This window comes from Streptomyces sp. NPDC045955, assembly GCF_056430805.1.
In genome coordinates, this window is sequence record NZ_JBWKKY010000002.1 from 176,797 (window position 1) to 190,892 (window position 14,096).

The window sequence follows — 14,096 nt, forward strand, 5'->3', positions numbered from 1 at the left end:
AACGATCACCTGTCCCCAGCACGAGCCCTGGCCTCAGGACGACGGCCCCGGCGGCCAGGGCGGCCTCCTCCGCCGCGAGTCTGCTGCGGCTGGCCGGGGAGACGGGGGCCGGAGTGATCTCGTCGAGTCGATGCCCCGGTGCGGTCCGGGGCCGTAGACCGCGGCGGTCGACAGATGGACGACCCGCCGGACGCCGAAGCGGCGGGCCTCGGCCATCAGCGACTGCGTGCCCCACGTGTTGACCGCCGTGCACGCCGCCTCGTCGCCGGTCACGCGCGACGCGAGGTGGATCAGGACATCCGCGCCCCGGGCGACGCCGTCGAGGGAACGGGGATCGGTGATGTCCGCGGTCTGTCAGCGGACGCCGGGACGCTCGGCCGTGTCCGGTGGCACGGCACGGACCAGGGCGTGGACGACGACTTCCCCGTCCGGCCCGTTCCGGTCCAGCAGTCTGCGCGGTACGGCCGCCCCGACGAAACCGGTCGCGCCGGTCAGTACCACGCGCACCGGGCGCACACCGCCGAAGGCCGTCGTGGTCACGCGACGGTCTCCGGCGTCCGCTGTCCGGGCGAGAGGTCGAGCCGTCGGAGCACGTCGTCCGGGGCGATGGCAGGGAGCAGGTAGCGCCACAGGGTGGTGATCCGCCGCGGGAGGTCGGTGTGGCCCGAGGAGATCTGGGACATGAGCTGGGCGCCCGTGTAGCCGGCCACCAACTGCTGGGCGAATTCCGCCTCATCGACGCCGGGCAGCAGTTCACCCAGCTCGCGGGCGCGCAACAGGCGCTGGCGGAACTGCTCGGTCCACCACTCGTAGATGGCGTAGTCCTGGAATCCGGCGCCGCTCTGCTCCACGGCGAGTCGCACTCCGGCGCGCAGCAGGGTGTTGCGCTGCATCTCGACGGCCAGGTGCTGGGTCATGTTCACAAGGCGTTGCAGACCGTCCCCTTCGTCCGGGAACCGTACGTCGGCGGCCTGTTCCAGGATCACCGCGCGGGCCAGCTCCTCCTTGGAGCCGAAGTGGAAGTACATCGCCCCCGCTGTGACCCCCGCGCGCTGGAGGATCTTGCTGATGCTGGTGCCCGCGTAACCCAGCTCGTCGAACACTTCGGCAGCGGCGCGCAGTAGCAACTCCCGGGTCCGCTGGGCTCGTTCCTGCATTGGTCTTGCCACTGGCCGGCCTCCCGCGTCACCCGTGATCCCTCGACAAACAAAAAGAACAACCTCTATCTTATTGGCGTCCAGGACGGCCGCCAGCTCCTGGACTGCCCTGCGGGGGTCGGGGTGCTGGAAGATGCGCCGTCCGACGGCGAGGCCGCTGCAACCGGCCTCGAGCGCCGCACGGGCATAGTCCGTGCTGACGCAGGCCCGTGAGGACCTGATCGAACGCACGGTGGAGTCCCTGAAGGGCGCCAGGCGGGCGACCGTGCATCTGTACAACGCCACCGCGCCGGTCTTTCGCCGGGTGGTGTTCCGCGGTTCCAAGGACGACATCAAGCAGATCGCGGTGGACGGCACGCGGCTGGTGATGGAGTACGCGGAGAAGCTGCTGGGCCCTGAGACGGAGTTCGGCTACCAGTACTCGCCGGAGATCTTCACCGACACCGAGCTGGACTTCGCGCTGGAGGTCTGCGAGGCGGTCATGGATGTCTGGTAGCCCGGCCCGGGCCGCGAGATCATCCTCAACCTGCCCGCCACGGTGGAGCGTTCGACCCCCTCGACCCACGCGGACCGCTTCGAGTGGATGGGCCGCAACCTCTCCCGCCGCGAGCACGTCTGCCTGTCGATCCACCCGCACAACGACCGCGGCACGGCCGTCGCCGCCGCCGAGCTGGCCCTGATGGCCGGCGCCGACCGTGTCGAGGGCTGCCTGTTCGGGCAGGGCGAGCGCACCGGCAACGTCGACCTGGTCACCCTGGGCATGAACCTCTTCTCCCAGGGCGTCGACCCGCAGATCGACTTCTCCAGCATCGACGAGATCCGTCGCACGTGGGAGTACTGCAACCAGATGGAGGTCCACCCGCGCCACCCGTACGTGGGCGACCTGGTCTACACGCCGTTCTCCGGCTCCCACCAGGACGCCATCAAGAAGGGCTTCGACGCGATGGAGGCCGAGGCAGCCGCCAAGGGTGTGACGGTGGACGCCATCGAGTGGGCGGTGCCGTACCTGCCGATGGACCCGAAGGACGTGGGCCGCTCCTACGAGGCGGTCATCCGGGTCAACTCGCAGTCCGGCAAGGGCGGTATCGCGTACGTCCTGAAGAACGACCACAAGCTGGACCTGCCGCGCCGGATGCAGATCGAGTTCTCGAAGATCATCCAGGCGAAGACGGACGCCGAGGGCGACGAGGTCACAGGCGTCGACATCTGGTCGGTCTTCCAGGACGAGTACCTGCCCAACCCCGACAACCCCTGGGGCCGCGTCCGGCTCAACCGGTCGGACCACGACCGGCACCGACGGCGTCGACACGCTCACCGTGCAGGCCGTCGTCGACGGCGAGGAGACGACTCTGGCCGGCACCGGCAACGGTCCGATCTCCGCCTTCTTCGACGCCCTGCAGTCCATCGGCATCGACGCGCATCTGCTGGACTACCAGGAGCACACGATGAGTGAGGGCGCCTCCGCGCAGGCCGCCTCCTACGTCGAGTGCGCCATCGATGGCGAGGTCCTGTGGGGCGTCGGCATCGACGAGGACGCCGTCCGGGCGTCCTTCGGGGCAGTCGTGTCGGCCGTCAACCGGGCCTGCCGTCGTGGCGCCACCCGCTATGTGCGGGAGGCCCCGCGCAACAGCGCCCAGACCTCCCTGGCCGCCTGAGCGGCCGACGGCCTGTCGGGCATCGACACCCAGTGCGTGAACACCCCGACGAAGGCCCCCGCCAGATAGTGCGCGCGAAGTTCGAGTGACGGGTCGGCCGCCGGGGCATCGGCGTCCGGCCCGCTCAGCTGTACGGCCACCTCGTGCGCCAGCAGCTCGCGGAGCCGGTTGATGAAGCGGGCGGCGCCGCTCGGGCCCAGCATCCGCTGGTAGAGCGTGTCGTTCGCCTCGACGTGGCGGAACAGGTCCACCAGTTCCTTAGGGGCACGTCCCGCCGCCCTGGTCAGCGGGCACTGCGCCGCCGCGCGCGCCAGTCGGCCGACCTCCTCCTCCATCGCGTCGAGGAGGAGGGCGTCACGGTCGCGATAGTGCAGATAGACCGTCGCGCGGTTCACCGTCGCCCGTTCGGCGATGTCGGCGATGGTCAGCGATTCCACGTCGCGTTCCGCGGCGAGTTCCAGCGCCGCGGAACGCAGGAGTGCACGGGTGCGCCGGACACGGGGGTCCATGCGCTCGGCGGTCGCGGTCGGCTTGTTCGGCATGGAACCAGCATAGGCGATGCACGACAGTCGATGAATAAGCAACGGAAGTCGTGCATCGCGAGGGCGGCCAGGGCGGCCGGACTTTCAGGTCCAGGTCTCGACGACGGGCGGCAGCCCATGTCCGCGCCGCTCCCCGACGGCGGGGTCGTCATCACGTACAGCGGGGAGGTCTACAACTACCGGGAACTGCGCGAACTCCTCACCGGTCGAGGGCACACCTGGACGACCCGGAGCGACATCGAGGTGGTGCTGCGCGCCTACCTGGAGTGGGGCGAGGCGTGCGTCGAGAAGCTCGACGGGATGCTCGCCTTCGCGATCTGGGACTCCCGGTCGGAACGGCTGCTCCTGGTCCGGGACCGTGCCGGGGTCAAGCCGCTGTTCTACCGGCCGGCCGCCGACGGCGTCCTGTTCGGCTCGGAGCCCAAGGCCCTGCTCGCCCACCCGGACGCCGACCGGACCGTCGACGCCGACGGTCTGCGCGAGATGTTCCTGTTCACCCGGACTCCACCAGGAGTGCCGCCCACCACCGCAGCCCGGTCAGCGAGTCCAGTCCGGAGGGGCCGCCCGCATCGGCCGTGGTGCCCCTGGGCCCCTGTTCCACCGCGGCGGTGGCGGCCGGTGCCGGGACCTCCGCCGGAGGGGACGGGACAGGGGACGCCGTACGTGTCGCACCCATGCTCATATCCCGGATCCGGACGTCGCCTGCTGGAAGGCCGCGACGGCCTTGCCCACGAAGGCGGAACGGTTCTCCTGAACCCACCGGCTGGACCGCCGCGGACCGTCCAGCCGCTCGTCGAAGTGAGGGGCCACATAGCGCGCGAGGAGCTCGAAACGGTGCCTGGTCCGCTCGCGCGATGCCCGGTCGTTCACGGCGACGAGCAGCCTGCCGAAACCGCCGGTCCGCTCCACCAGCCGCTCCACGGCCTCGACGCAGTCGTCGACCGATCCGGCGATCGCGGCGCCGGACTCGACCATCGCCGCGATCTCCTCGCCGGCGGGGACTCCGGGGAAGTCGACGGGCAGCCCCAAGGTGTCCCGGAAGTACCCGTAGGCGAAACGCTGGAAGCCCTCGCGGACGTCGGCGTACGCCTGCTTGGTGGTCTCGGCCACATGCACCGGCAGGACGATCCGCCAGTCGCTGCGGCGCATGGCGCTGCCGGCCTGCGCCGCGGACGTCTCGGCGTGCGCCCACTGGGCCGCCAGGTCGATCGGGGGCGCACCGGGCACCGGCGCGCCGAACGACAGGGGGCTGAGCCCGTACCGTCCGGCGAGGCGCATGCTGACCGGCGACGAGGCGCTGGATATGGCCACTTCCAGATCCCGCGAGTACGGCATCAGGTGCAGCCGTGCGTCGCGAAGCGTGAACCAGTCGGTGGAGCGGGTCACCGTCTCCCCGGCCAGCAGGTGCCGGATGACCTCAAGCGCCTCGGCGGTCATACGGCGGGTGTCGACCGCCTCGACTCCGATCATGTGGGCGTCCGCGGGGGACGACCCCGAACCGACACCGAACATGACCCGTCCGCGGGTCATGTGGTCGAGCTGCACGATGCGGGACGCCGCGTGGAACGGGTGGTGGTATGGCAGGCCGGCGCCGCGTGCTTGCCCGTGCCCCACGACGACGGCCGCGCACCACCCCGGTCCCCACAGCCGTATGCGACGCGTGCGTTCGGCCGCCGCAGCCAGGAAGACCTCCGGCGAACTGATGGTGCCCCACCCTCCGGAGTGGTGCTCCCCGACCCAGACCTCGTCGAGGCCGAGGTCGTCGAGCCAGGAGATCAGGTCGAGATCGCGCCACATCTGCAGGTCGGGGGCCTCGCCCGGCGGGTGCAGTGGCGAGATGAACGCGCCGAAGCCTACGGCGGCGGGGTGTGCGGGCATACGTGTCTCCCTGAAGCATGACGGAAGGTTCGGGCGGACCGGCCGGGCCGCGGGCCGCGGGTGCCGGCCGGGGCACGGGCCGTCGGCAGGAGCGGGCAGAGGGGGCCGCGGAGGTCCGGCCTGATGGTGGTGCGGTCGCTGCGTCGCTCCGACCGGGCGCACCATCACCTTCCGGGTCGGGCACGTGGGCGGGCAATGCCCATCGCGGGTAGCCGAAGCGCGGTCCCTGCCCTACTCGATCGGCCAGCCCGTACGGGTCTTGGGCGGGCGGCGGGGCTCCACGAGGGTGAACGCTGCCCGGCGAGACGGCCTCCACGCGGGCGCAGTTAAACGACAGACGTTGTATAAACAACCAGCGTCGCCTATCGTGGGGGCCATGCGAATCGAGATCTGGGCAGACGTCGTCTGCGCGTGGGCGTACATCGGCAAGCGCCGCTTGGAGCGCGCGATCGCGGATCGCGACGACGTCGAGGTGGTCTGGCGGCCGTTCCGCATCGACCCGAGCGCCCCCTCCACGGCTCTCCCGATGGACGAGGCCATGCGCGACCCGCTCATGGACGAGGCGCTGCGCGCCTGCGCGCCCGGCCTCAGCCCGGCCGAGAACCGGGTGCGGATCTCGCAGATCGCGGCCACCGAGGGGCTCGGCCCCTGGCGGGGCGCCAGTTGGCGCGCCAGCAGCCACGACGCCCACCGGCTCCTCGCGCTGGCACACGAGCACGCCGGCCCGGGGGTGCAGGACACGCTGGCCGAAGACCTGATGCACGCCTACTTCATCGAGGGGCTGGACATCAGCGACCGGGCGGTCCTGCGTGCCGTCGCCCTTCGGTCCGGGTTCCGCGAGGGGCCGGACCTGCTGGAGACCGACGCCGGTGAACTGCTCGTCCGCGAACTGCTGTTGCAGGGCAGGGCGCGCAAGGTGCGCACGTCGCCCTCCTTCGTCGTGGGCAACCAGGCGCTCGCCGGCGCACAGTCGTCCGAGGCGATCGCGGACTTCCTGGCCGGGATCGGCCCGCAGTCCGACGTACCGGCCGAGGTGAGCCGTATGCGGTGGGCGGAGTCGCTGATGGAGGAGCGGGACCCGCTCGGCGCAGTCACCCTGCTGCGGCCGTTGCTGGCCGACTTCGCCGACGACCCCGGCGTGCGGATCCTCGCGGCCCGCGCCTACTTCGGCTCCGCCCAGCTCAATCGCGCGCGGACGATGCTGGAACCGCTCGTGGAGCAGCGGCCGGACGACTCCTACGTGCGCTTGCTGTACGGGCGCACGCTCCAGCGGCTGGGGCTGGAAGCCCAGGCCCAGCCGCACCTCCGTCTCGCCGTGGCGGCGAGCGACTGAAACGGTCCGAGCCGCCTGGGATCTGGCGTCGTGTCAGGTCCCAGGCGGTCCAGGAGGAAGAACGAGAGAGCCGACAGGTGACCAAGCAGGACCGGGCGGCGGTGACTCGCGCCGCCCTCATCGAGGCGGCTGCCGAGGAGTTCGAGCGTGACGGTTACGCGGGGGTTTCGCTGGGGCGGGTCTCGCATGCCGCCGGGCTGTCGAACGGGGCGCTGACCTTTCACTTTCGCTCCAAGGCCGATCTCGCGGACGCGGTGGTGGACAGTGCGTTGGCAGCGGTGCGGGCATCGGTCGGTGAGGCCCTGTCAGCGCGGACGCCGCTCGACCAGCTCTCCGGGGTGGTCACGGGCATCACGCGCGTGCTGCACAAGAATGTGGCGGCGCGCGCGGCCGCCCGTCTGGAACTGGACCGCTCGGCCGGCCTGAAGCGCTGGTCGAGTTCCAGGCGGTCCGCCAGGTCGGGGGCGTTGAGGGCCTCGCGCTGGCGCTCGTGCATGACGACGACGAGACCGACATTCACGCCGCGCCGGCCGCTCGCCGTCTCAACCCACCAGGCCGCCACCCTCGCCGTCCCCGGCCCCGGACCCCGAGGCTCTGGACACCGGCCTCTTGTCGAAGACGCCGGTGGAATCACAACTGGCGCCGCAAGGAAGCGAAGGAAATCCCTGCAACGTCGGATTACTTGGGATCGTGCAGGACTCAACTTGGTTTTAGAAAAAGCCACTTGAGGTAGATGGCAAAGAGACAGTCGCGGTTGTCCGACTCCAGCATGATCCGCCCCGACTCCCCGTACACCCAGGGTGGGAGAAACACTGCCCCGTGGAGGGATCAATCCGCATTTCGCGCGCGGCAGGGTGGGTGCGTCCCTTACGCATCGATCCAAGGACCCAACGCCCGTGCGCAACAGTCGAATAGCCCTCTTCCTGGCGGTCGGCGCCGTCACCCCGCTGGTCCCCGCGCTGACACCCGCCACCGCATCCGCCGCCGAGAACACCCTCCGCCCCTACCTCCAGCAGAAACCGGCCTGGCACCGCTGCGACAAGGCGCTGCCCGCCTCCCTTCAGTGCGCCACGATCAAGGTGCCGCTCGACTACGGCAGACCGGGCGCCAAGAAGCTCGACCTCGCGATATCGCGGATGAAGACGAGCACCAAGAAGGAACGGCGCGGTGTGCTTCTGCTCAACCCGGGTGGTCCGGGCGGGCCGGGCGTCGACATGCCGCAGTACATGGCCGACGAGCTGCCGAAGTCCGTGAAGAACAAGTACGACCTCGTCGGCTTCGACCCGCGGGGCATCGGCCGGAGTTCCCCCGTCGGCTGTGGCCTGACGTCCGACGAGCGGAACTGGCAACGGCCTTACAAGGCCGAGACGTTCTCCAAGGACGTGAAGTGGGCCCGGACCGTCGCCGAGAAGTGCGACAAGAAGCAGGGCGGCAAGCTGCGCCACATCACCACCCGCAACACCGCCCGGGACATGGACGTCATCCGCGCCGTGCTCGGGGAGAAGAAGATCTCCTACCTCGGATACTCCTACGGCACCTACCTCGGCGCCGTCTACACGCAGATGTTCCCCAAGCGCACCGACCGCTTCGTGCTGGACAGCGCCGTCGACCCGGCCCGGGTGTGGCGCGGGATGATCCAGGTCTGGGCGGAGGGCGCCGAGCCCGCCTTCACCCGATGGACCGAGTGGACCGCCGCGCGGCATGCCACCTACAAGCTGGGCCGGACTCCCGAGGCGGTCCGCAAGACCTTCTACGGCCTGGTCGCCCAAGCCGACCGCAAGCCGATCGACCTCGACGGCACGCTGCTGACCGGTGACGACATCCGCTACAGCCTCCGGGGCATGTTCTTCGGCACGCGCGACGCCGCCGAAGCGGTCGCCGAGTTGAAGAAGGCCGCCGCCGGCGCTCGCCCCTCCGCAGACGGGGAACTCAAGACGCCCGAGCCGGTTCCGCCGTCCTTCGGCCGGACCGTGCCCGACGACAACGGCGACGCCGGCTTCTGGGCCGTCGTCTGCGCCGACACCCGCGCCTGGCCGCGCGATCCGGAGCAGTACCGCAAGGACGCGATCCGGGACAAGGCCAGGTACCCGCTGTACGGCGACTTCGCCTCCCACATCAAGCCGTGCGCCTTCTGGAAGAAGAACGGCAGCGAGCCCGCCACCAGGATCGGTAACAAGGTGCGCGCGCTGATCCTCCAGAACGAGTGGGATTCCCAGACGCCGCTGACCAGCGGCCAGGGCCTGCGCCGCGCCATGAAGGGCTCGAGGATGGTCACGGTCGCCGGAGGTGTCGGACACGGCATCTACGGCACCAAGTCGTGCGCCGACAAGACGGCCACCGCCTACCTGACCACCGGCAAGCTCCCCGCGAAGGACATGACCTGCAAGGCCGCTCCGGCCGCAGGCGAACGCAACGCCCCCAACCGGCTGCCGGTCCCGACACCTCCGGGCATCCCGGGGATGGTCAGCCGCTTCTGATCGCCGGCCGTTCTTGAGAGGCGGGTCTCCAAAGGTGACGGAAGTCACCCCGGAGGCCCGTTTCTCCTTCCCTGATCGCTGTGGGGCATCACACAGACTTGGCTGACGAGCCCGCCACCCGGTCCATCACCCAGCGGGTGATGTCCGGAGTGGGGCATCCGGGAGTGAAGATCGCGGCCACGCCCATCTCCCGGAGCAGCGGGAAGTCGGCCTCGGGGATGATGCCGCCCCCGAACACCGTGATGTCGCGCGCGTCCGCTTCGTCGAGGAGTCCGAGGACCTCCGCGAAGAGCGTCATGTGGGCGCCGGAGAGTACCGAGAGGCCGATGCCGTCGGCGTCTTCCTGGATCGCCGTGTCGACGATCTGGCGCGGGGTCTGGTGGAGCCCCGTGTAGACGACCTCGACACCCGCGTCCCGCAGGGCACGGGCGACGATCTTGGCTCCACGGTCGTGCCCGTCCAGGCCGGGCTTGGCGATCACGACACGGATCGGTGCGGTCATTGGTCCCCCTGTCGGGTGCGAATCCTCATGTGACGGGGACGTACGTGCCCCACACGTCGCGCAGCGCGTCGCAGACCTCGCCGACGGTGGCGCGGGCGCGCAGGGCGTCCTTCATCGGGTAGAGGAGGTTGTCGTCTCCTTGGGCGGCCTTCCGCAGGGCTGTGAGGGCCGCGTCGACCGCCTGCTGGTCGCGCTCGGCGCGTAGTCCGGCCAGGCGTTCGGCTTGCTCGGCTTCGATGGCGGGGTCGACGCGCAGGGGTTCGTAGGGCTCTTCCTCGTCGAGCTGGAAGCGGTTGACGCCGACCACGACCCGCTCCCCGGCGTCGGTCTGCTGGGCGATGCGGTAGGCGCTGTGCTCGATCTCGTTCTTCTGGAAGCCGCGCTCGATGGCGCCGACCGCGCCGCCCAGCTCCTCCACCTTCGCCATCAGCCCCAGCACCGCCGCCTCCACGTCGTCGGTCATCTTCTCGACGACGTACGAGCCCGCGAACGGATCCACCGTGGTGGTCACGTCCGTCTCGTGGGCCAGGACCTGCTGGGTGCGCAGTGCCAGGCGGGCGGACTTGTCCGTGGGCAGGGCGATGGCCTCGTCGAAGGAGTTCGTGTGCAGCGACTGCGTGCCGCCCAGCACCGCGGCCAGGCCCTGTACCGCGACCCGGACCAGGTTCACCTCCGGCTGCTGCGCCGTCAGCTGCACCCCGGCCGTCTGCGTGTGGAAGCGCAGCATCAGCGACTTGGGGTTCTCCGCGCCGAACTCCTCCCGCATCACCCGCGCCCAGATCCGGCGCGCGGCACGGAACTTGGCGACCTCCTCCAGCAGCGTCGTGCGCGCCACGAAGAAGAACGACAGGCGGGGTGCGAAGTCGTCGACGTCCATGCCGGCCGCGACCGCCGTGCGCACGTACTCGATGCCGTCGGCGAGGGTGAACGCGATCTCCTGCGCCGGGGAGGCGCCCGCCTCGGCCATGTGGTAGCCGGAGATCGAGATCGTGTTCCACTTGGGGATCTCGGCCCGGCAGTACTTGAAGATGTCGGCGGTCAGGCGCAGCGAGGGCTTCGGCGGGAAGATGTACGTCCCGCGGGCGATGTACTCCTTCAGCACGTCGTTCTGGACCGTGCCCGTCAACCGCTGCGCGGGCACGCCCTGTTCCTCGGCGACAAGCTGGTACATGAGCAGCAGCACAGCGGCCGGAGCGTTGATCGTCATCGACGTGGAGACCTGGTCCAGCGGGATCCCGTCGAACAGCACCCGCATGTCGTCGACGGAGTCGATGGCGACGCCCACCTTGCCGACCTCGCCGTGCGCGAGCGGGGCGTCGGAGTCGTGGCCCATCTGGGTGGGCAGGTCGAAGGCGACCGACAGGCCCGTCGTGCCGTTGGCGATCAGCTGCCGGTACCGCGCGTTGGACTCCCTGGCCGTGCCGAAACCGGCGTACTGGCGCATCGTCCACGGCCGGCCCGTGTACATCGACGGATACACACCCCGGGTGAACGGGAACTCACCCGGCTCCCCCAGCTTCTCCGCCGCATCCCAGCCCTGAAGGACCTCCGGCCCGTAGACCGGCTCGATGGGCAGTCCGGACTCCGACTCGCGCATGTCAGGACCGGACATCCAGGACGTACTTCCCCGTGGACGCCCGTGTCTCCAGCAGCTCGTGGGCGTGGGCCACGTCCTTCAGCGGCAGTACCTTCACGTCCACGCGGACGGTGCCCTTGGCGACCTCCGTCAACGCCTGTTCCAGGTGGGCGCGGAGCAGCTGCGGGGCTCGGCCCGCGACGCCGCCGAGGTTGTAGCCGACGAGTGAACTGTTGGTGTACCAGGGGTGGTTGCCCTCGAAGGTGACGTCCTCGGCCGCCGCGTTGCCGAAGATCACATGTCGTCCGAACGCCGCCAGCAGGCCGGTCACGGACGAGCGGAACGCGCCGCCCACGGAGTCCAGGACCAGGTCCGCGCCCGCTCCGCCGGTCCGCTCGGCCACTTCCCGCTCGATCCTGTCGTACGACACCACGCAGTCGTAGCCGAAACCGCCGGCGTATTCGGCCTTCTCCGGAGAACTCGTCACGCCGATCACGGTGCCCGCGCCCAGCGACCGGGCCAGCTGGGCGGCGGCCGTGCCGACTCCGCCCGCGGCGGCGAGGACGACCACCGTCTCGCCCCGCGCGAGATGCCCGGCCGAGGTGAGCACGCCGAGGGCGGTGGTGACGTTGCACAGGGCGCCCGCCGCCACGGTGCCGTCCAGCCCGGCGAGGTCGCCGTCCAGCCGTACGACGTGCTCGGCGCCGACGGCGACGACCTCGGCGTTGCCGCCGCCGCCCAGGGTGAGGGCGGCCACGCGGTCGCCGGGCCCGAAGCCGGTGACGCCGTCGCCGACGGCGCGTACGGTGCCGACCGCCTCCAAGCCGGGGTAGTGCGGCAGGTCGACCGGGAACTGGCCGCGCCGGAACATCACTTCGGCGAAGTTCACGCCCGCGTACTCGACGTCGATCGTGAGCTGCCCCGGCTGGGGCTCGGGCACGGCGACCTCGGCGACGTCCAGGACGGAGGGGCCGCCGAAGGACTCGAAGCGGACGGTACGCATAACGCTCCCGGAGGTCGTGGCGGCGGTGTCGGAGGGGTTCATCGGGGTCTCGGCGGGGTTTGTCATCGGATTCCCGTCTGGCTGAGGGTGGTGGTGGGGCCGTGCCCGGTGAGCAGTCGCGTGTCGTCCGGGCAGGTGGCTGCGATCATGCCGAGGGAGGTCCGCAGGCCGGCCGGGCTGGCGCCGGGGGCGTCCGCGCGCCCCGGGCCGGCGGCGAGCAGGGTGTCCCCGGTGGCCAGCAGCGGGACGTCGTCGCCGCCGAAGCGGAACATGACGGAGCCGCCGGTATGGCCGGGCGTGTGCAGCACCGTCACCTCGGCCGCGGCGAAGGCCAGCTCCCCGCCCTGTTCCGGGAGTTCGCTCACCTCGTCGGGCTCCTGGTCGGGATGGCCGACGAGCAGTTCTCGAGGGAAGGAGTCCGGCAGGCCCTTGGCCGGGGCGCCGAACTGGTAGCGGTCGGCGGGGTGGATCCAGGCCGGGACGCCGTAGTGCCGGGCGAGCGGCACCGCGTCCCAGGTGTGGTCCATGTGGCCGTGCGTGATGAGGATGGCCTCGGGCTCCAGACGGTGGGCGCGGACGGCCTCGCGGACCGCTTCGGCGGCGTCGTGCCCGGGGTCGACGATGAGGCAGGGATGTCCCGGGCCCGCGGCGACGAGATGGACGTTCGTGCCGAACTTGCCGGTGGTGGCGGACAGTACGAGCATGACCGCGACTCTGACGGAGTCCTCGGTCATATGTCAATTACCGATTGTGTAGCAGAACTCTGCCTCTCGTCTGACCTATAGTGCGAGTGGCATTGCCCGGTCGCGCGTGCCGTCGTCGTTCCAGCAGGGGGTTTGTACGTGAAGGCCGTCGCCATTCAGCGCTACGGAGGTCCGGAGGTCCTGGAGCTGATGGACCTCCCCGAACCGCGTCTCGGACCGGACGTCGTGCTCGTGCGCGTGAAGTACGCGGGTGTGAACCCGGCGGACTGGAAGATCCGGGAGGGCTACATCGACGACTGGTTCGAGTCGCACTTCCCCATGGTGATGGGCTGCGACCTGTCCGGGATCGTCGAGCGCACCGGCCTCGGGGTCACCGAGTTCTCCCCGGGGGACGAGGTCGTCGGCTACGTCCGCGCCGACCACATGCAGCGCGGCACGTACGGCGAACTGGTGGCCGCGCCCGTGCGGACCCTGGCGCGAAGGCCGCGCGCTCTCGACTGGCGGGCCGCGGCCGGCCTTCCCGCCGCCGGTCTCACCGCCTACCAGGCGCTGCGCCGCCATCTGCGGATCGCCGCCGGTGAGGTGCTCCTCGTCCACGCGGCGGCCGGCGGGGTCGGCTCGCTCGCCGTCCAGATCGGCCGGGCCCTCGGCGCGCGCGTCATCGGCACGGCGAGCGAGCGCAACCACGAGTTCCTGCGCTCGCTCGGCGCCGAGCCGGTGGTCTACGGCCCCGGGCTCGCCGACCGGGTGCGTGCCCTGGCCCCGGAGGGCGTCGACGCCGTCTTCGACCTCATGGGCGGTGACACCCTGTTCGGCTCCCCGGCCCTGCTGCGGCCGGGCGGGCGGCTCGCGTCCATCTCCGGTGACGTGACGCGGCTGGGCGGGCGCTACGTGTTCGTACGCCCCGATCCGGCCGACCTGGCCGAGCTGGTGGAGTTGGTGGACCGGGGTGCGGTGCGGGTCCACGTCAGCGCGGAGTTCCCGCTGGGCGACGCCGCCCGCGCCCATGAACTCGTGCAGACCGGCCATGTGCGCGGCAAGGTCGTCCTGGCGGTCGCGCCGGACTGATCCGGCGCGGGGCGCATATGGAGCAGAGGTACGGGTAACAGGGCCGTCCCCGGCGGGGACGGCCCTTTCGCGTGTCCGGGGCGCCTGTGCCACGTCTCCAGCCAGTCTTGAGCGGCTCTCCACCCAGCCGCCCGCGAGTCGCCCGTCGGGCCCCTCGCCGTTCGCAGCCGAACCCACAGAGGCGGCTGTGAGGCTGATTCC

At 70.7% G+C, this 14,096-nt stretch carries 14 protein-coding genes and 2 pseudogenes; 6 read left to right on the top strand and 10 right to left on the bottom strand.

The window, feature by feature from the left end:
• Window positions 1–33: 33 nt before the first annotated feature.
• From AC07F0_RS04145 to AC07F0_RS04155, 3 genes are read right to left on the bottom strand one after another with little or no spacing between them, the layout of a single operon-like run.
• The gene (locus tag AC07F0_RS04145; RefSeq protein ID WP_478974945.1) at window positions 34–342 is read right to left on the bottom strand and encodes an NAD-dependent epimerase/dehydratase family protein; all 309 of its coding nucleotides are present in this window, start codon (window positions 340–342) and stop codon (window positions 34–36) included.
• Window positions 343–354: 12 nt separating this feature from the next.
• Window positions 355–540 carry an SDR family oxidoreductase gene (locus AC07F0_RS04150; RefSeq protein WP_478973929.1) on the bottom strand — a complete coding sequence of 62 codons (186 nt, stop codon included), beginning with the start codon at window positions 538–540 and terminating at the stop codon, window positions 355–357.
• Window positions 537–1,169 (bottom strand): ScbR family autoregulator-binding transcription factor, encoded by a 633-nt coding sequence (locus tag AC07F0_RS04155; protein WP_478973932.1) that lies wholly within the window; start codon window positions 1,167–1,169, stop codon window positions 537–539. The genes AC07F0_RS04150 and AC07F0_RS04155 overlap by 4 nt, the downstream gene beginning before the upstream one ends.
• Window positions 1,170–1,347: 178 nt before the next feature.
• Between AC07F0_RS04155 and AC07F0_RS04160 the strand changes: the two are divergent.
• Window positions 1,348–2,746 (top strand): annotated as a pseudogene (locus tag AC07F0_RS04160) (2-isopropylmalate synthase); the annotation flags it as partial.
• Between the two features lie 14 nt (window positions 2,747–2,760).
• Here the strand turns inward: AC07F0_RS04160 and AC07F0_RS04165 are convergent.
• Window positions 2,761–3,354 carry a TetR/AcrR family transcriptional regulator gene (locus AC07F0_RS04165; RefSeq protein WP_478973935.1) on the bottom strand — a complete coding sequence of 198 codons (594 nt, stop codon included), beginning with the start codon at window positions 3,352–3,354 and terminating at the stop codon, window positions 2,761–2,763.
• A gap of 30 nt (window positions 3,355–3,384) precedes the next feature.
• Here AC07F0_RS04165 and AC07F0_RS04170 point away from each other — a divergent pair.
• Window positions 3,385–3,861, top strand: a pseudogene (locus AC07F0_RS04170) (hypothetical protein); the annotation flags it as partial.
• Here AC07F0_RS04170 and AC07F0_RS04175 read toward each other — a convergent pair.
• Both AC07F0_RS04175 and AC07F0_RS04180 read right to left on the bottom strand, forming a co-directional pair.
• A complete protein-coding gene (locus tag AC07F0_RS04175; protein ID WP_478973938.1) occupies window positions 3,848–4,030 on the bottom strand; it encodes a hypothetical protein in 183 nt (60 codons plus the stop codon). The pseudogene AC07F0_RS04170 and the gene AC07F0_RS04175 sit on opposite strands and share 14 nt — an antisense overlap.
• 2 nt (window positions 4,031–4,032) lie before the next feature.
• The gene (locus AC07F0_RS04180) at window positions 4,033–5,232 is read right to left on the bottom strand and encodes an LLM class flavin-dependent oxidoreductase (protein ID WP_478973941.1); all 1,200 of its coding nucleotides are present in this window, start codon (window positions 5,230–5,232) and stop codon (window positions 4,033–4,035) included.
• Window positions 5,233–5,608: 376 nt separating this feature from the next.
• On the opposite strand from AC07F0_RS04180, the gene AC07F0_RS04185 reads away from it, so the two are divergent.
• From AC07F0_RS04185 to AC07F0_RS04195, 3 genes are all read left to right on the top strand, one after another.
• Window positions 5,609–6,565, top strand: coding sequence for a DsbA family protein (locus AC07F0_RS04185; RefSeq protein WP_478973944.1), 957 nt, complete (start codon window positions 5,609–5,611; stop codon window positions 6,563–6,565).
• 77 nt (window positions 6,566–6,642) lie between these two features.
• Window positions 6,643–7,293 carry a TetR family transcriptional regulator gene (locus AC07F0_RS04190; protein ID WP_478973946.1) on the top strand — a complete coding sequence of 217 codons (651 nt, stop codon included), beginning with the start codon at window positions 6,643–6,645 and terminating at the stop codon, window positions 7,291–7,293.
• Between the two features lie 168 nt (window positions 7,294–7,461).
• Entirely contained in the window at window positions 7,462–9,042 is a 1,581-nt protein-coding gene (locus AC07F0_RS04195; protein ID WP_478973949.1) for an alpha/beta hydrolase, read from the top strand.
• Between the two features lie 88 nt (window positions 9,043–9,130).
• Here the strand turns inward: AC07F0_RS04195 and AC07F0_RS04200 are convergent, their stop codons facing one another.
• Genes AC07F0_RS04200 through AC07F0_RS04215 form a run of 4 tightly spaced genes read right to left on the bottom strand, consistent with a single transcriptional unit; the run spans window position 9,131 to window position 12,827 of the window.
• The gene (locus tag AC07F0_RS04200) at window positions 9,131–9,544 is read right to left on the bottom strand and encodes a cobalamin B12-binding domain-containing protein (protein ID WP_478973952.1); all 414 of its coding nucleotides are present in this window, start codon (window positions 9,542–9,544) and stop codon (window positions 9,131–9,133) included.
• A gap of 25 nt (window positions 9,545–9,569) precedes the next feature.
• Window positions 9,570–11,141, bottom strand: coding sequence for an acyl-CoA mutase large subunit family protein (locus tag AC07F0_RS04205; protein ID WP_478973954.1), 1,572 nt, complete (start codon window positions 11,139–11,141; stop codon window positions 9,570–9,572).
• Window position 11,142: 1 nt separating this feature from the next.
• Window positions 11,143–12,189 (bottom strand): quinone oxidoreductase family protein, encoded by a 1,047-nt coding sequence (locus AC07F0_RS04210; RefSeq protein ID WP_478973957.1) that lies wholly within the window; start codon window positions 12,187–12,189, stop codon window positions 11,143–11,145.
• On the bottom strand, window positions 12,186–12,827 hold the full coding sequence (locus AC07F0_RS04215) for an MBL fold metallo-hydrolase (RefSeq protein WP_478973960.1): 642 nt from the start codon (window positions 12,825–12,827) through the stop codon (window positions 12,186–12,188). Before AC07F0_RS04215 ends, AC07F0_RS04210 begins: the two co-directional genes overlap by 4 nt.
• 138 nt (window positions 12,828–12,965) lie before the next feature.
• Between AC07F0_RS04215 and AC07F0_RS04220 the strand changes: the two genes are divergently transcribed.
• Window positions 12,966–13,895 carry an NADP-dependent oxidoreductase gene (locus AC07F0_RS04220; RefSeq protein WP_478973963.1) on the top strand — a complete coding sequence of 310 codons (930 nt, stop codon included), beginning with the start codon at window positions 12,966–12,968 and terminating at the stop codon, window positions 13,893–13,895.
• Window positions 13,896–14,096 lie beyond the last annotated feature (201 nt).